Origin of the sequence: [Acidovorax] ebreus TPSY, assembly GCF_000022305.1 — a bacterium.
Taxonomy (GTDB): Bacteria; Pseudomonadota; Gammaproteobacteria; order Burkholderiales; family Burkholderiaceae_C; genus Diaphorobacter; species Diaphorobacter nitroreducens.
In genome coordinates, this window is the sequence record NC_011992.1 from 1,519,955 (window position 1) to 1,536,477 (window position 16,523).

At 66.1% G+C, this 16,523-nt stretch carries 11 protein-coding genes and 1 tRNA gene; 11 read left to right on the top strand and 1 reads right to left on the bottom strand.

What is annotated here, in order from left to right; all coding sequences use genetic code 11:
- The first annotated feature begins 108 nt into the window (after positions 1-108).
- From pheT to carB, 7 genes are all read left to right on the top strand, one after another.
- Entirely contained in the window at positions 109-2,553 is a 2,445-nt protein-coding gene (pheT, locus tag DTPSY_RS07280) for a phenylalanine--tRNA ligase subunit beta (RefSeq protein WP_015913048.1), read from the top strand.
- Positions 2,550-2,900, top strand: coding sequence for an integration host factor subunit alpha (locus DTPSY_RS07285; protein ID WP_011805600.1), 351 nt, complete (start codon positions 2,550-2,552; stop codon positions 2,898-2,900). The genes pheT and DTPSY_RS07285 overlap by 4 nt, the downstream gene beginning before the upstream one ends.
- 100 nt (positions 2,901-3,000) lie before the next feature.
- Positions 3,001-3,429 (top strand): MerR family transcriptional regulator, encoded by a 429-nt coding sequence (locus DTPSY_RS07290; protein ID WP_015913049.1) that lies wholly within the window; start codon positions 3,001-3,003, stop codon positions 3,427-3,429.
- 27 nt (positions 3,430-3,456) lie between these two features.
- Positions 3,457-3,533: transfer RNA gene (locus DTPSY_RS07295), tRNA-Pro, on the top strand.
- A gap of 238 nt (positions 3,534-3,771) precedes the next feature.
- Entirely contained in the window at positions 3,772-4,944 is a 1,173-nt protein-coding gene (gene carA, locus DTPSY_RS07300) for a glutamine-hydrolyzing carbamoyl-phosphate synthase small subunit (protein ID WP_011805598.1), read from the top strand.
- 21 nt (positions 4,945-4,965) lie between these two features.
- A complete protein-coding gene (locus DTPSY_RS07305) occupies positions 4,966-5,367 on the top strand; it encodes a hypothetical protein (RefSeq protein ID WP_015913050.1) in 402 nt (133 codons plus the stop codon).
- Between the two features lie 10 nt (positions 5,368-5,377).
- On the top strand, positions 5,378-8,629 hold the full coding sequence (gene carB, locus DTPSY_RS07310) for a carbamoyl-phosphate synthase large subunit (protein WP_015913051.1): 3,252 nt from the start codon (positions 5,378-5,380) through the stop codon (positions 8,627-8,629).
- 327 nt (positions 8,630-8,956) lie between these two features.
- Here the strand turns inward: carB and gdhA are convergent, their stop codons facing one another.
- Positions 8,957-10,300, bottom strand: coding sequence for an NADP-specific glutamate dehydrogenase (gene gdhA, locus DTPSY_RS07315; RefSeq protein WP_015913052.1), 1,344 nt, complete (start codon positions 10,298-10,300; stop codon positions 8,957-8,959).
- 388 nt (positions 10,301-10,688) lie between these two features.
- On the opposite strand from gdhA, the gene DTPSY_RS07320 reads away from it, so the two are divergent.
- From DTPSY_RS07320 to DTPSY_RS07335, 4 genes are read left to right on the top strand one after another with little or no spacing between them, the layout of a single operon-like run.
- Positions 10,689-11,756, top strand: a complete 1,068-nt coding sequence (locus tag DTPSY_RS07320; RefSeq protein WP_015913053.1) for an efflux RND transporter periplasmic adaptor subunit — start codon at positions 10,689-10,691, stop codon at positions 11,754-11,756.
- Complete coding sequence (locus tag DTPSY_RS07325) at positions 11,756-14,860, top strand: efflux RND transporter permease subunit (protein ID WP_015913054.1); 3,105 nt, start codon at positions 11,756-11,758, stop codon at positions 14,858-14,860. Before DTPSY_RS07320 ends, DTPSY_RS07325 begins: the two co-directional genes overlap by 1 nt.
- On the top strand, positions 14,857-15,195 hold the full coding sequence (locus DTPSY_RS07330; RefSeq protein WP_015913055.1) for a DUF3240 family protein: 339 nt from the start codon (positions 14,857-14,859) through the stop codon (positions 15,193-15,195). The genes DTPSY_RS07325 and DTPSY_RS07330 overlap by 4 nt, the downstream gene beginning before the upstream one ends.
- Complete coding sequence (locus tag DTPSY_RS07335) at positions 15,192-16,499, top strand: TolC family protein (RefSeq protein ID WP_015913056.1); 1,308 nt, start codon at positions 15,192-15,194, stop codon at positions 16,497-16,499. The genes DTPSY_RS07330 and DTPSY_RS07335 overlap by 4 nt, the downstream gene beginning before the upstream one ends.
- Positions 16,500-16,523 lie beyond the last annotated feature (24 nt).

The following is a 16,523-nucleotide window of genomic DNA, read 5'->3' on the forward strand; positions in this document are numbered from 1 at the left end:
GCTGCCAGCGCTTGTTAAGCCTAATCTTCAATATGTTTCCATATGGAAAACAATAAGTAGCAAGCGCTAGCAGCTCTCTTTTCAAGAGCACGCCAAAGAAGTCTGACTATGCAATTCCCCGAATCCTGGTTGCGCGAGTTCTGCAACCCTCCGCTCAACACCCAAGAACTGGCCGACACCCTGACGATGGCAGGGCTGGAGGTCGAAGAGCTGCAGCCCGTCGCGCCGCCGTTCACGAAGATCGTCGTCGGCGAGATCAAGGATGCTCAGCAGCACCCCAATGCCGACCGCCTGCGCGTGTGCCAGGTGGATGTGGGGCAGGGCGAGCCGCTGACCATCGTCTGCGGCGCGCCCAATGCCCGCGTGGGCATCAAGGTGCCGTGCGCCATGGTGGGCGCGGAGCTGCCGCCCGGCGAGGATGGCAAGCCGTTTCTCATCAAGGTGGGCAAGCTGCGCGGTGTGGAGAGCTTTGGCATGCTGTGCTCGGCGCGCGAGCTGAAACTGTCGGAGGACCATGGCGGCCTGCTGGAACTACCGGCCGACGCGCCGCTGGGCCAGAACATCCGCCAGTACCTGAACCTGGACGACACGCTGTTCACGCTCAAGCTCACACCCAACCTGGCGCATTGCCTGAGTGTCTACGGCATCGCGCGCGAGGTGTCCGCGCTGACGGGCGCGCCGCTGAAGGCGCCGCAGTTCCCCGCCATGACCACCGCGATCGATGACCGCTTGCCCGTGCGCGTGAGCGCGCCTGACCTGTGCGGGCGCTTCTCCGGCCGCGTCGTGCGCAACGTCAATACCCAGGCCGCCACGCCGCAGTGGATGGTGGACCGCCTGGCGCGCTGCGGCCAGCGCAGTGTCTCGCCGCTGGTGGACATCTCCAACTACGTGATGTTCGAGTTCGGCCGCCCGTCGCACATCTTCGACCTGGACAAGATCCATGGCGGCCTGGAAGTGCGCTGGGGCAAGGCCGGCGAACAACTCAAGCTGCTCAACGGCAACACCGTCACCGTCGATGAGAAGGTGGGCGTGATCGCCGACGAGCGCGAGGTGGAGTCGCTTGCCGGCATCATGGGTGGTGACGCCACGGCTGTGTCGGATGACACGCGCAACATCTACGTCGAGGCGGCCTTCTGGTGGCCAGAGGCCGTAGCCGGCCGCTCGCGCCGCTACAACTTCTCCACCGACGCCGGCCATCGCTTCGAGCGCGGCGTGGATCCCGAGCTGACCGTGGAGCACATCGAGCGCATCACGCAGCTGATCGTCGACATTTGCGGTACGCCAGAGACGGCATGCGCTCCCATTGATGATCAGCGCGTCAACATGCCCGCGCAAACACCGGTGCGCATGCGCGTCGCGCGTGCGGCCAAGGTGATCGGCATGCCGCTCACGCAGGCGCAGTGCGTGGATGCGCTGAGGCGCCTGGGCCTGCCGCTGCAGGAGGAAGAGGGTGCCGTGACGGTCACGCCACCGTCGTTCCGCTTCGACCTGCGCCTGGAGGAAGACCTGATCGAGGAAGTGGCGCGCGTGGTGGGCTACAACAACCTGCCCACCACCCCGCCGCTGGCGCCGATCACGCCCAAGTTGCGCGCTGAATCGCGCCGCAGCAGCTTCGCGGTGCGCCGTGAACTGGCGGCATTGGGCTACCAGGAGACCATCAACTTCAGCTTTGTCGAAGAGCATTGGGAAAAGGAACTGGCCGGCAACGCCGCGCCGATCAAGCTGCTCAACCCCATCGCCAGCCACCTGAGCGTCATGCGCTCGTCGCTGCTGGGCTCTTTGCTGCAGGTGCTCAAGTTCAACCTGGACCGCAAGGCCGGCCGCGTGCGCGTGTTCGAGCTGGGGCGGGTGTTCCTGCGTGATGCGAGCGTGCAAAACACCGACCGCACGGTGGAAGGCTTCGCGCAGCCGATGCGGGTCGCGGGCCTGGCCTATGGTGCGGCCGATGCGCTGCAGTGGGGCCGCAAGGACAAGGCGGTGGACTTCTACGATGCCAAGGGTGATGTGGAAGCGCTGCTCGCGCCGCTGCGCCCCACGTTCGAGCCAGCAGCGCATCCGGCACTGCACCCGGGCCGCTGCGCGCGCGTGCTGCTGGAGGGTCACCCCATCGGCTTTGTGGGCGAATTGCATCCGCAATGGCGCCAGTCCTGGGACCTGCCGGCTGCGCCGATGATGTTTGAACTGGAGCTGGACGCCGTGCTGCAGCGCAAGGTGCCGGGCTTTCGCCCCGTGGCCAAGCGCCAGCTGGTGGAGCGGGACATTGCCGTGGTTGTGGCCGAGCGGGTCTCGCAGGATGAGGTGATGCGTGCCATTGGCGGTGCACTGGCAGGCGATCTGCTGCGCTCCGCGGTGCTGTTCGATGTCTTCCGGCCCCAGCCGCAGCGTGCGGGCGAGGCCGTGCCGGCGGGCGCTCTGGCGCAGGGCGAGAAGAGCCTGGCCATTCGCCTGACGCTGGGCAGCGACGCCGCCGCGTTGACGGACGCTGAGATCGAAGCCGCAGTGCAATCGGTGCTGCAGGCGCTGGGTACCCACACAGGAGCGAGGTTGCGATGACTCTGGGGATGGAGCCGGGGCCGGTGGAGTTCGCCGTAGAAAGCCTGGAATCGCCTGCGCTGACCAAAGCGCAGCTGGCGGATCTGCTGTTCGAGCACATCGGCCTGAACAAGCGCGAGTCCAAGGACATGGTGGACGCCTTCTTCGACCTGATCGTGCAAAGCCTGGTCGACGGCCAGGACGTGAAGCTGTCAGGGTTTGGCAACTTCCAGATCCGCACCAAGGCGCCGCGTCCGGGGCGTAACCCGCGCACCGGCGAAGCCATTCCCATCAAGGCGCGACGCGTGGTGACCTTTCATGCCAGCACCAAACTCAAGGAACAGATCCAGGGGCAGGACAAAGCTTGAAGTAGTTGACCCGAACCGGTGTTTTTGGCCCAGAGATCCTGGCCGCCGGTAAGGGGCTGCAGTACGCTCCACAGTCTTGCCCGTTTTTTGCGCCATTCCCATGAGCACCTTGCTGCCACCCATTCCGGCCAAACGCTATTTCACGATTGGTGAAGTGGCGGAGCTCTGTGGCGTCAAACCCCATGTCCTGCGCTACTGGGAACAGGAATTCACGCAGTTGCGCCCCATGAAGCGGCGCGGCAACCGGCGCTATTACCAGCACCATGAGGTGCTGATGATCCGCCGCATTCGCGACCTGCTGTATGACCAAGGCTTCACCATCAGCGGTGCGCGCAACCGGCTGCAGGAGCTGGCCCATGCGGACAAGGCCCTGCGCGATGGTGGTGCGCCGCATGCGGACGGCCTGGAAGCGGCTGTACCTGCGCAGGGTGCGAATGAGGGGATGAGCGTCGCGCAGGCGATTCCTTTGAACGCGGCGACCCTGCGAAAAGAATTGGAAGAAATTCGCGCACTTCTTCTTACGGTCTGATTTTTCGGTATAGAATTCAAGTCTTGTCGGCGTGTAGCGCAGCCTGGTAGCGCACTTGCATGGGGTGCAAGGGGTCGCGAGTTCGAATCCCGCCACGCCGACCATTTATCCCAAAGGGACCACCGTGAAAACGGTGGTCCCTTTCTTCTTTGGCCCGCTTGGATCCTTGGCGGGACCAATGTCCTGTGCGCAGTGAGCATGCGCCTCTCGCGCTACAATGAGAGGCTTTCCCGCAAACAAGTCGCCCGGCCGCATCCAAAGCAATTTTCAACAAGCAGTAGCCTTCAGGAACATCGCCGTTCCTGCGGCTCCCGGGCGACCCGTAAACCATCGGAGAACCCAGTGCTTTTGTCTCTCAAGGGAACCTTCCCGCCCGCCATCCTGGCGCTCGCAGACGGCACGGTCTTTATCGGTAACTCGATCGGTGCCGCCGGCACCACGGTCGGCGAAGTGGTCTTCAATACCGCCATCACCGGCTACCAGGAAATTCTCACGGACCCCAGCTACTGCCAGCAGATCGTCACCCTGACGTATCCGCACATCGGCAACTACGGCGTCAACGCAGAGGATATCGAGGCTGAAAAAGTCCACGCCGCAGGCCTCATCATCAAGGACCTGCCGCTGCTGGCCAGCAACTTCCGCATGACCGAGACGCTGCCCGAGTACCTCGTGCGTGCCAAGACGGTGGCCATCGCCAACATCGACACCCGCAAACTGACCCGCCTGCTGCGCACCCAGGGCGCGCAAAATGGCGCCATCGTCGGCTTGGCGGCTGGCGAGGCCGTGACCCAGGCGCGCATCGACGAAGCCGTGGCCGCGGCGAAGGCGGCGCCCAACATGAACGGGCTGGATCTGGCCAAGGTCGTGACCACGCGTGCCGCGTACGCCTGGGACCAGACTGAGTGGAAGCTGGGCGAAGGCTACGGCACGCAGACGGCCCCGCGCTTTCACGTCGTGGCCTATGACTATGGCGTGAAGCTGAACATCCTGCGCATGCTGGCCGAACGCGGCTGCAGGCTCACCGTGGTGCCCGCGCAGACCCCGGCGGCAGAGGTGCTGGCCATGAATCCCGATGGCGTGTTCCTGTCCAACGGCCCGGGCGACCCGGCGGCCTGCGACTACGCGATCACGGCAGTCAAGCAGATCATCGACAGCGGCGTACCTACCTTCGGCATCTGCCTGGGCCACCAGATCATGGCGCTGGCCAGTGGCGCCAGGACTTTCAAGATGGACAACAGCCACCATGGCGCAAACCACCCTGTGAAGGACTTGGACAGCGGCCGGGTAAGCATCACCAGCCAGAACCACGGTTTCGCGGTGGACATGGCATCGCTGCCGGCCACCTTGCGCGCCACGCACATCAGCCTGTTCGACGGCACGCTGCAGGGCCTGGAACACAAGGACAAGCCGGCCTTCTGTTTCCAGGGGCACCCCGAGGCGTCACCCGGTCCGCACGACATTGCCTACCTGTTCGACCGCTTCACCACTCTGATGCAGGCCGCCAAGGCCCAGTAAGCCCAAAAGGAAACCGGCGCCATGAAACTCTTCAGCTTCCCGGCTGCAGCGCTTGAGAAAGCCATTCACAAGCGCGTGCTGACATTGCCTCCAATGCACCGCGAGTGGTTCACCGAACGCTGGCAGCAAAAGCCCTACAAGAAGTCGTTCGTCGAGAACAAGGCCATGCCCCTGGTCACGCTGATCGCCAAGGGCAAGACCTGGGACGATGCGACCTTCGCAGAGGCCATGCAGGAGTGGGACGTGACGTTCTACGAGGCAGAGGCCGAAGTGTTGCGACCCCTGGTTCAGCGCGACGGCCTGCTGCAGCTGATGCAAAAGAACCTCCCCGCCGAGCGGGCCCAGGCGCTGCTGGACAGGCTGAATACGCGGCGCCCCGCAGCGGTGTCTGCCGCCCCAGCCTCCGCCCCAGCGACCGATTGACAGACATACCATGCCAAAACGCACAGACATCAAAAGCATCCTCATCATCGGCGCCGGCCCGATCATCATCGGCCAGGCCTGCGAGTTCGACTACTCGGGCGTGCAGGCCTGCAAGGCGCTGCGCGAGGAGGGCTATAAGGTCATCCTGATCAATAGCAACCCCGCGACGATCATGACCGACCCGGCCACGGCCGACGTCACCTACATCGAGCCCATCACCTGGCAGACGGTCGAGAAGATCATCGCCAAGGAGCGCCCCGACGCCATCCTGCCGACCATGGGCGGCCAGACTGCACTGAACTGCGCGCTGGACCTGTGGCGCAACGGCGTGCTGCACAAGTACAAGGTCGAACTGATCGGCGCGACGCCCGAGGCCATCGACAAGGCCGAAGACCGCCTGAAGTTCAAGGATGCGATGACCCGCATTGGCCTTGGGTCGGCGCGCTCCGGCATCGCCCACAGCATGGACGAGGCCTGGGCCGTGCAGAAGAACGTGGGCTTCCCCACCGTCATCCGACCCAGCTTTACGCTGGGCGGCACGGGCGGCGGGATCGCCTACAACCCGGAAGAATTCGAAACCATCTGCAAGCGCGGCCTGGAAGCCTCGCCTACCAACGAGCTGCTGATCGAAGAGTCGCTGCTCGGCTGGAAGGAGTACGAGATGGAGGTCGTGCGCGACAAGGCGGACAACTGCATCATCGTGTGCTCGATCGAGAACCTGGACCCGATGGGCGTACACACAGGCGACTCGATCACCGTGGCACCCGCGCAGACGCTGACCGACAAGGAATACCAGATCATGCGCAACGCCAGCCTGGCAGTGCTGCGCGAGATCGGCGTAGACACGGGCGGCTCCAACGTGCAGTTCTCGGTGAACCCGAAGGACGGCCGCATGATCGTGATCGAGATGAACCCACGCGTGTCGCGCTCGTCGGCGCTGGCCTCCAAGGCCACGGGCTTCCCGATCGCCAAGGTCGCTGCCAAGCTGGCCGTGGGCTATACGCTCGATGAACTGAAGAACGAGATCACCGGCGGCGCTACACCTGCGTCGTTCGAGCCCTCCATCGACTACGTCGTCACCAAGATCCCCCGTTTTGCGTTCGAGAAATTCCCAGCGGCCGACAGCCGCCTGACCACGCAGATGAAGTCCGTAGGCGAGGTGATGGCCATGGGCCGCACTTTCCAGGAGTCCTTCCAGAAGGCGTTGCGCGGCCTGGAGGTGGGTGTGGATGGCATGAATGAGAAGACCCAGGACCGCGAACTGCTCGAGAAGGAGCTGGGCGAGCCGGGACCTGAGCGCATCTGGTACGTGGGTGACGCGTTCGCCATGGGCCTGTCGGTGGACGAGGTGCATGACCTCACCAAAATCGACAAGTGGTTCCTCGTGCAGATCGAGGAGATCGTGAAGATCGAACTCGACCTGGACCAACTCACGGCCGAGAAGGGCGATGGCGCGCTGGCCTCGCTGGATACGGACACGTTGCGCGCGCTCAAGAAGAAGGGCTTCTCCGACCGCCGCCTGGCCAAACTGCTCAAAACCAACGAGAAGGCTGTGCGCGAAGCGCGCCATGCGCTGAATGTGCGCCCGGTGTACAAGCGCGTGGATACCTGCGCCGCCGAATTCGCCACCAATACCGCCTACATGTATTCGACCTATGAGGACGAATGCGAAGCCGAGCCCACCAACAAGAAGAAGATCATGGTGCTGGGTGGCGGCCCCAACCGCATCGGCCAGGGCATCGAGTTCGACTACTGCTGCGTGCATGCGGCCCTCGCCATGCGCGAGGACGGGTACGAGACCATCATGGTCAACTGCAACCCCGAGACTGTCTCGACCGACTATGACACGTCGGATCGCCTGTACTTCGAACCGCTGACGCTGGAAGACGTGCTGGAGATCGTGGACAAGGAAAAGCCCGAGGGCGTGATCGTGCAATACGGCGGCCAGACGCCACTGAAGCTGGCACTGGGCCTGGAGGCCGCTGGCGTGCCGATCATTGGCACCACCCCCGACATGATCGACGCCGCCGAGGACCGCGAGCGTTTCCAGAAGCTGCTGGGCGACCTGGGCCTGCGCCAGCCGCCCAACGCCACCGCGCGTACCGAACCCGAGGCGCTGGAGAAGGCCGCTGCCCTTGGCTACCCGCTGGTGGTGCGCCCCAGCTACGTGCTGGGCGGCCGTGCCATGGAGATCGTGCATGAGCAGCGCGACTTGGAACGCTACATGCGCGAAGCCGTCAAGGTAAGCAACGATTCGCCCGTACTGCTGGATCGCTTCCTCTCCAATGCCATTGAGTGCGATGTGGATTGTGTGCGCGATGCCTCCGGTGCCGTGTTCATCGGCGGCGTGATGGAGCACATCGAACAGGCTGGCGTGCACTCGGGCGACTCCGCCTGCTCGCTGCCGCCGTACTACCTGAAGGCCGAGACGGTGGCCGAGATCAAGCGCCAGACCACGGCCATGGCCCATGGCCTGAACGTGGTGGGCCTGATGAACGTGCAGTTCGCAATTCAGGAAACTGACGACGGTGATGTGATCTACGTGCTGGAAGTGAACCCGCGCGCCTCGCGCACGGTGCCGTTCGTCAGCAAGGCCACGGGCGTCCAGTTGGCCAAGGTGGCGGCGCGCTGCATGGCCGGCCAGACCCTGGCCAGCCAGGGCATCACCAAGGAGGTCACGCCGCCGTACTTCAGCGTGAAGGAGGCCGTGTTCCCCTTCGTCAAGTTCCCGGGCGTGGACACCATTCTGGGCCCCGAGATGAAGTCCACCGGCGAAGTCATGGGCGTGGGCAAGACCTTTGGCGAGGCCTTCGTCAAGAGCCAACTGGGTGCGGGTACGCGCCTGCCGCGCTCGGGCAAGGTGTTCCTCACCGTGAAGAACGCCGACAAGCAGCGCGCGGTGGCGATTGCCCGCGACCTGGCGGCCATGGGCTTCGAGCTGCTGGCCACCAAGGGAACGGCCGCGGCCATCGAGGCCGCCGGCGTGCCGGTACAGGTGGTCAACAAGGTGACCGAAGGCCGCCCGCACATCGTGGACATGATCAAGAACGACGAGATCGCCATGGTCATCAACACAGTGGAGGAGCGCCGCAACGCGATTGCCGATTCGCGCGCGATCCGCACCAGCTCGCTGCTGGCGCGCGTGACCACCTTCACCACCATCTTCGGCGCCGAGGCGGCCGTGGAAGGCATGAAGCACCTCGACAACCTGGACGTGTATTCGGTGCAGGAACTGCACGCCCGCTTGGCGGCTGCAGCCTGAGCGCGGCACCGGGTTTTAGAGCCTGTTCACGATCTTTTCATAGAGCCCGTTGCCCCGCACAAGTGGCAGGTGCAAGGCGCAAAGCGCAGCCGGGCTGGTGGCCCGGCGAGCATTTGCAACGCCGCAGATGCCATTTTTGCAGGGCAACCCGAAGGGCAAGGCAGCAAAAAGCCGCACTCGTCGTTGCGCACCTTGGCCAGGCCGCCAGCATGGCCTGCGGCGCGCGCCTAGAGTGCGGCTTTTTGCTGCCTTGCGGGCACTATAAAAAGATCGTGAACAGGCTCTAAGGTGCGGCCGGCCGCCGCAGCGGGCCGGGCCTGCGCTGCGTCAGATCACGCCCTGGGCGATCATTGCGTCGGCCACCTTCACGAAGCCGGCGATGTTGGCGCCGTCGATGTAGCTCACGCTGCCGTCGGCACGCTTGCCGTACTGCAGGCAGGCGGCGTGGATGCCTTGCATGATCTGCAGCAGGCGTGCGTCCACTTCGTCGCGCGTCCACGACAGGCGCATGGCGTTCTGGCTCATTTCCAGGCCCGAAGTGGCCACGCCACCGGCGTTGCTGGCTTTGCCGGGGGCGTAGAGCACGCCAGCGGCTTCAAATGCCTTGGCAGCCTCAATGGTCGAGGGCATGTTCGCGCCTTCGGCCACGCACAGCACGCCATTGGCGATCAGCACCTTGGCATCGTTCTCGTCCAGTTCGTTCTGCGTGGCGCAGGGCAGTGCCACGTCTACCTTGATGTGCCACGGCGTCTTGCCGGCGATGAACTCGGCGCCCACCTTCTCGGCGTATTCGTTCACGCGGCCATAGCGGTGGTTCTTTACGTCCATCAGGATGGCCAGCTTCTCGGGCGTGAAGCCGTCCTTGTCGTAGACCGTGCCCGACGAGTCGGACACCGTGACCACCTTGGCGCCGAGTTGCATGGCCTTTTCCACTGCGTACTGCGCCACGTTGCCCGAACCGGACACGGATACCGTCTTGCCCTGGAACGACTGGCCGCGCGTCTTGAGCATTTCATCGGCGAAATACACCGTGCCGTAGCCCGTGGCCTCGGGGCGGATCAGCGAGCCGCCGAAGCTCAGGCCCTTGCCGGTGAACACGCTGGAAGCGTTGTTGGCCAGCTTCTTGTACATGCCGGCCATGTAGCCGACCTCGCGGCCACCCACGCCGATGTCGCCGGCGGGCACGTCGGTGTCCGGGCCCACGTGGCGGAACAGCTCAGTCACGAAGGCCTGGCAGAAGCGCATGACTTCGGCCGGGCTCTTGCCCTTGGGATCGAAGTCCGAACCGCCTTTGCCGCCGCCCATGGGCAGCGTGGTCAGCGCGTTCTTGAAGGTTTGCTCGAACGCCAGGAACTTGAGCACCGACTGGTTCACCGAGGGGTGGAAGCGGATGCCGCCCTTGTAGGGGCCGATAGCCATGCTGTGCTGGATGCGGAAACCGCGGTTTACATGCACGGTGCCGTGGTCGTCCTGCCAGCTCACGCGGAACTGGATGGCGCGCTCGGGCTCGACCAGGCGCTCCAGCAGGCCGTGCTCTGCGTACTTGGGGTGCTTTTCAATGAAGGGCCACAGGCTTTCCATGACCTCGGTCACGGCTTGCAGGAACTCGGGCTGGCCGGGGTTGCGCTGGGCAACATGGTCAAGGAATTGGCCTGCGGACGCGTACTTCATAAAAAAAGGCTTTCGATGAGGAAAAGTGATGTGGCAGTGCAGCAATGAATTATGCCAAAAACGTATGTATTCATGCATAACAGTCGCACCGTTTTGGTGAGAAATGCGGCGCAAATGCCACGTGGTGGTGCTTTGCGCACCAATAAGGAGGTTTTTGGGGTGTGCTGGGGCGGCATGGCAGACGTTTGTGGTGCGTTTTTTTGCCCATTCGTTTCGGCTGCCCCGGGGGGCGCGTGCCTTCATTTCCTGTTCAGGTCTGCTACCTAAACTGGCTGGTGTTTGTTTGCCAACGTGGCGAACCGGGTTCTTCACCATGCAGCCTTTCCTCCCTCACACCGCGCGCCGCGACTGGCGTGCGCTTTCTTGCTTTTTCCTTGCCACCTTGGCCATGGCCGCCGAGGGCGCCCCGCTGATTGCCTGGACCACCGCGCAGGCCGAGGCCGCAGGTGTGCGTACGCTCACACTTGCCGCAGCGCCGGTGCAGCCAAGTGCAGGCCTGGTGCTCCAGGGGCAGGTGGAGCTGCCGCCCCAGGCCACGGAGTTACTCAGTGCGCCATTGGCTGGCGTGGTGCAGCAGGTACTCGTGGCGCCGGGCGAGCGCGTGAAGGCGGGCCAGAGCGTGGCCCGCTTGCTCAGTCCCGAGTTGCTTGCCTGGCAGCGCGAGCTGGCGCAGGCGCAGTCCCAGGCGCGGCTTACGGCGAGCAAGCTGGCACGTGATACGCAGTTGCACGCCGAAGGCATCATTCCCGCGCAGCGGTTGCAAGACAGCCGGGCGCAGGATGAGCAGGCCCAGCTGGCCGTGCAGGAACGCCGGCAAGCGCTGCGGTCCATCGGGCAGGCAGGTGGCGGCTTGCAGCCCCAGGTGTTGCTGCGCGCCACGGCTGCGGCCACGGTGCTGGAGGTCAGCGCCGTGCCTGGCCAGCGCCTGGAGGCCGGCATGCCCGTGGTGAAACTGGCGCGTTCCGGGCGCCTGGCCATCGTGCTGCAGGCTACGCCCGAACAAGCCCGCAGCCTGCGCGTAGGCGACGCCCTGGCACTGCAAGGCTGCCAGGCACCTGCCAGGCTGGCGGCCATCGTGCCGCAGGTACTGGGTGCCAACCAGGCGGTTCAGGTGCGTGCGGAGTTCACGGCAGCCGAGGACTGCTTGCGCCTGCAGCAGGTCGTCCAGGCCACCGTGCTGCCCGCGCCAGGTGCGGCAAACGGCGCACACACAGGCCCCAGCGTACCTGTGCAAGCCGTGGTGCGCCAGGATGGCAAGGCCTATGTGTTCGTGCGCAGTGCGCAGGGCTTCGTGCCCACGCCGGTGGTACTCGACGGCGCCGCCCAAGGTGCTGGGCAGCAGGCTATGCAGCCTGTGCGTTCCGGGTTGAAGGTGGGCGATGAGGTGGCCGTGGGTGGCATTGCCGCCCTCAAGGGCGCTTGGCTCGGCCTGGGCCAGGAAGGCACGGCACCGTGATGTTGCAACGTCTGATTGCCTTTGCCCTGGCGCAACGCCTGCTGATCGCGGTGCTGTCGCTGGGCCTGGTGGGCGCGGGCTGGCTGGCGATGCGTGACCTGCCCATTGACGCCTTCCCGGACGTCTCGACCACCCAGGTGAAGATCATCCTCAAGGCTCCGGGCATGACGCCTTCGGAGGTTGAGGCGCGCATCGTCGCCCCCATCGAGCAGGAATTGCTGGGCATTCCACACCAGTCGATGCTGCGCTCGCAGGCTAAATACGCCATCGCCGACATTACGCTGGACTTTACCGACGGCACCGACATCTACTGGGCACGCCAGCAGGTCAGCGAGCGCCTGGCCGGTGTCATGGGCGATCTGCCCCAGGGCATCAGCGGTGGGTTGGCGCCCATCACCACCCCGTTGGGCGAGATGTTCATGTTCACCGTAGAGGGCGACGCGTCGCTGGCCGAAAAGCGCAAGCTGCTCGATTTCGTCATCCGGCCACGCCTGCGCGGCATCCCCGGGGTGGCCGACGTGAACACCCTGGGTGGACTGGTTCAGACTTTCGAGGTGGCGCCCGACATGGCCCGGCTGGCGGCGCGGCGCGTGTCGCTGCAGCAGTTGCAAGACGCGCTGGCCGCCAACAACCGTAACGACGGCGCCGGACGCCTTTCCAGCGGCGAAGAGTCGCTGCTGGTGCTCAGCGACGGCAGCATCACCAGCCTGGACGATCTGCGCGCCGTTGTCGTGCGCTCGCAAGATGGGCAGGCCACAGCAGCGCCCGTACGCGTGGGCGATGTGGCCGAGGTGCGCCTGGGCGCCCTTACACGCTACGGCAGCGTCACGCAGAACGGCCAGGGCGAGGCCGTGCAGGGGCTGGTGCTGGGACTGCGCGGTGCCAATGCGCGCCAGCTGGTGCACGACGTGCAGGCGCGCCTGCAGGAGATCGAGGCCAGCCTGCCCGAAGGCATGAAGATCGTGCCGTTCTACAACCGTGGCAGCTTGGTCGAGCGCGCCGTGGGCACGGTCAGCAAGGCGCTTGCCGAGGCCATTGCCCTGGTGCTCGTCTTGCTGCTGCTGTTCCTGGGCAACCTGCGCGCGGCGCTGGTGGTGGCGCTCATTTTGCCGCTGTCGGCGCTCGCCACGTTCGTGCTCATGCGCCAGTGGGGGCTGTCTGCCAACCTCATGTCGCTGGGGGGGCTGGCCATTGCCATCGGCATGCTGGTCGATGCCGCCGTGGTGGTGGTCGAAAACATCGAAGCGCGTCCGGTAGAGCCGGGTACGCCGCGCCTGCACGCGCTGTACCGGGCCACGCAGGAGGTGGCCACCCCCGTGGGCGCGGGCGTCGCCATCATCATGATCGTGTTCCTGCCGCTGCTCACGCTGCAGGGGCTGGAAGGCAAGCTGTTTGGCCCGGTGGCGCTGACCATCGTGTTTGCGCTGGGGGCATCGCTGCTGTTGTCGCTCACGGTGATTCCGGTGCTCGCCTCGTGGCTGCTGCGCCCGCATGCACCCGGCCACCATGCCAGCCCGTGGCTGGTGCGCAAGCTCGAGGCGGGCTATGCCCCGCTGCTTGATGCCGCGCTGCGCCATCCGCGCGTGGTGGGGGCGGGGGCGGTGCTGGCGCTGGCGGGGGCCTTGGCGCTGTTTCCGTTCATCGGCAAGTCGTTCATGCCGTCGCTGGACGAGGGCGACATCATCATGCAGGTGGAAAAGCTCCCCTCCATCAACCTGGAGCAGTCCGCCGCGACGGACCAGGCGCTGCAGCGCCGCATCCTGGCGCAGGTGCCCGAGGTCGAGCGCATCGTGGCCCGCGTGGGCTCGGACGAGTTGGGCCTTGACCCCATGGGCCTGAACGCGACCGACAGCTTCCTGGTGCTCAAGCCGCGCGCCGAATGGCGCTTCAAGACCAAGGAAGAGCTCATCGACGCCATCCGCGCTGCTGCCGAGGCGGTGCCCGGCGTGAACCTGAGCTTCACCCAGCCGATCGAAATGCGCACCTCCGAAATGCTCTCGGGCGTGCGCGGCGACTTGGCCGTGAAGGTCTTTGGTCCCCAGGCGCAAGAGCTTTCGCGCCTGGCCGAAGAAGTCGTGCAGGTGCTGCAGGGCCTGCCAGGCAGTGAGGACGTGCTCACCACCAAGAACGACGGCGTGCAGTACCTGCGCGTGGCCCTCGACCGCCAGGCCCTCGGCCGCCTCGGGTTGTCGGTGGAGCAAGTGCAAAACGACTTGCGCACGCTGGTCGAAGGCCAGCGCGCGGGCGTGGTCATGCAGGACGCGCGGCGTGTGCCTCTGGTGGTGCGCGGTAGCGATGACCTGCGCATGTCGCCGGAACGCTTTGCCGCTCTGCGCCTGCCCGTGCCGGGCGGCGACGCGGTGGCGCTGTCGCAGCTGGCGCGGCTGGAAGTGGCCGACGGGCCGGTGAAGATCGAGCGCGAGCAGTCCTCGCGCATGGCCGTGGTGCGCGCCAACGTGCGTGGCCGCGACCTGGTGGGCTTCGTGGCCGAGGCACAGGCCGCAGTGGCCCAGAAGGTAAAGCTGCCACCGGGCTACAGCCTGGCCTGGGGTGGTCAGTTCGAGAACCAGCAGCGCGCCGCCGCGCGCCTGGGCATGGTGGTGCCGGTGGCGTTGGCCCTCATCGTCGGCTTGCTGTTTGCCACCCTGGGCAGCCTGCGCCAGGCGTTGCTGGTGTTCGCCAATATTCCGCTGGCTCTGGTGGGCGGCATCGTGGCCCTGGCACTCACGGGGGAATACCTGTCGGTGCCCGCGTCGGTCGGCTTCATTGCGCTCATGGGGATTGCCGTGCTCAACGGGCTGGTGCTCGTCACCTGCTTCAACCAGCTGGCCGCACGCGGCATGCCGATGGCCGAAGTGGTGCGCCAAGGTGCGCTGCGCCGCCTGCGTCCGGTGCTGATGACGGCCAGCATCACCGCGCTGGGGCTGATTCCGCTGCTACTGGCCACGGGGCCCGGCTCGGAAATTCAGCGCCCGCTGGCCATCGTGGTGATCGGCGGGCTGGTCAGCTCCACCTTCCTCACGCTGGTGCTGCTGCCGCTGCTCTACCGCCGCTTTGGTCTTTCCTCTCCTTCCCCGCGCGCCGCAGGCGCCGTCTCGCCATGACTGCCGAACCCGCATTGACCACCCCCGACTGCCTGCTCACCCTGGCAGTTCCTGCTGCCCTCGAAGAAGACGTGCTGGATCTGCTGCGCACGCTGCCGCACATGGCCCCGGGCTTCACCCTGGTGCCGGCGCAGGGCATGGGAGCGCATATCCACCTCGCCTCCTCCATGGAGCAGGTGCAGGGCCGCGCACGGCGCGTGCTGGTGCAGCTGGCCATCGTCCAGACCCAGGTGGAGCCACTCATTGATGCACTGCGCAAGGCCCTGCCAACCCCGCAGATTGCCTACTGGGCCGCCCCCTTGCTGGCCTTTGGCCGCCTTGGGAGCCTGCCATGAGACGCGCCACTGTCCGTTGCCTCACGGTGCTGGCCTGCGCCGTTTCGTTGGCCTGCGGCGCGCGCGCCCAGGAGATGCCCAGGGCGGTACTGCCGCCGCCCGCCACCGTGCAGGAAGTCCTTGTGCAACTGCCCCAGGTGCGCGCTGCCGGTGCCGGCCTGGCACTGGCGCAAGCGCGTGGCGAACGCCTGCGCGCGGGCCCGCACGACTGGGTAGCCAAGGCAGGTGCCAACCAGCGCCGTGAGCAGGGCGGCACGCGCTACGCGGAAACCGAGCTGGGCCTGGAAACAGGCATGCGCTGGCCCGGCAAGGTGGCGGCCGACCACCAACTGGGCGCGGCCGTTGAACAGGTGGCCGTGCTTGCCCAGGCCGACGCCTGGCATGAGGCCGCGCGCACCCTGCTGGCGGACTGGTTCGAGGCCCTGCGCGCCGCGCGCACGGACCAACTGCTGCAGGCCCAGGAGGCGCTGATGGCGCGCACCCTGGCCGCCACGCAGCGCCGGGTGGATCTGGGCGAGGCCGCCACGCTCGAATTGCTCGCCACCCAGGCAGAGCATGCCCGCGTGAAGGCCCAGGCTGCGCGCGCCGCTGCCCAGGCCATGCTCGTGCGCCAGAGCCTGCTGCGCCGCTACCCGGGCTTGCCGGACCCGGCCAGCCTGCTGCCGCCAGCCGATGCCCCCTGGCCTGCCGAGGTGCCAGAGGGTGGTACAGACGGCCAGGACCCTGCCGCCGCCTGGGTTGCGCGCATTCTTGAGGACAACCACGAACTGGAGCTGGCCGAGGCGCAGGCCGGGCAAACACGCCTGCAAGCCGAGCGCATGCAGCTGGAGCGGACCCCCGACCCCACGGTGGGCGTGCGCGCCACGCGCGAGCGCGGTGGGCAAGAGCATGTGCTGGGGGTCTACGTCTCCCTGCCCCTGGGAAGTGCAGGGCGCCGTGCCGACGCGCAGGCTGCCTTGGCGCAGGCCGACGTGGCGCAGCAGGAGCTGGCGCGCACACGCCAGCGCGTCGAGGCCGAGGCGTGGCGCGTGGTTGGCGAAGCGGCACAGGCGCGCGCCACGCTGGCCCAGCAGCGCCAGGCCCTGGCCTACAGTGAGAAAAGCGCGGCGCTGCAGGCGCGCGCCTACGCACTGGGGGAGAGTGGCTTGGGCGACTGGTTGCTGGCCCAGCGCGGTGCCCTCGATGCCCGCCTGGCGGCGGAGACGGCTGCCCTGGAGGCCCAGCAGGCGCAAGCTCGGGTGCTGCTGGATGCGCACCGCATATGGACGCCCCCGGGCCACGGCACACCGCATGCCGAGCACTGATATTTGCTATTGAAAGGAGAGCTG

Excerpts from the sequence above, each read along its gene's own strand:
- pheT (WP_015913048.1), top strand. The coding sequence starts at position 109 with ATGCAATTCCCCGAATCCTGGTTGCGCGAGTTCTGCAACCCTCCGCTC.
- DTPSY_RS07285 (WP_011805600.1), top strand. The coding sequence starts at position 2,550 with ATGACTCTGGGGATGGAGCCGGGGCCGGTGGAGTTCGCCGTAGAAAGC.
- DTPSY_RS07290 (WP_015913049.1), top strand. The coding sequence starts at position 3,001 with ATGAGCACCTTGCTGCCACCCATTCCGGCCAAACGCTATTTCACGATT.
- DTPSY_RS07305 (WP_015913050.1), top strand. The coding sequence starts at position 4,966 with ATGAAACTCTTCAGCTTCCCGGCTGCAGCGCTTGAGAAAGCCATTCAC.
- carB (WP_015913051.1), top strand. The coding sequence starts at position 5,378 with ATGCCAAAACGCACAGACATCAAAAGCATCCTCATCATCGGCGCCGGC.
- gdhA (WP_015913052.1), bottom strand. The coding sequence starts at position 10,300 with ATGAAGTACGCGTCCGCAGGCCAATTCCTTGACCATGTTGCCCAGCGC.
- DTPSY_RS07320 (WP_015913053.1), top strand. The coding sequence starts at position 10,689 with ATGGCCGCCGAGGGCGCCCCGCTGATTGCCTGGACCACCGCGCAGGCC.
- DTPSY_RS07325 (WP_015913054.1), top strand. The coding sequence starts at position 11,756 with ATGTTGCAACGTCTGATTGCCTTTGCCCTGGCGCAACGCCTGCTGATC.
- DTPSY_RS07330 (WP_015913055.1), top strand. The coding sequence starts at position 14,857 with ATGACTGCCGAACCCGCATTGACCACCCCCGACTGCCTGCTCACCCTG.
- DTPSY_RS07335 (WP_015913056.1), top strand. The coding sequence starts at position 15,192 with ATGAGACGCGCCACTGTCCGTTGCCTCACGGTGCTGGCCTGCGCCGTT.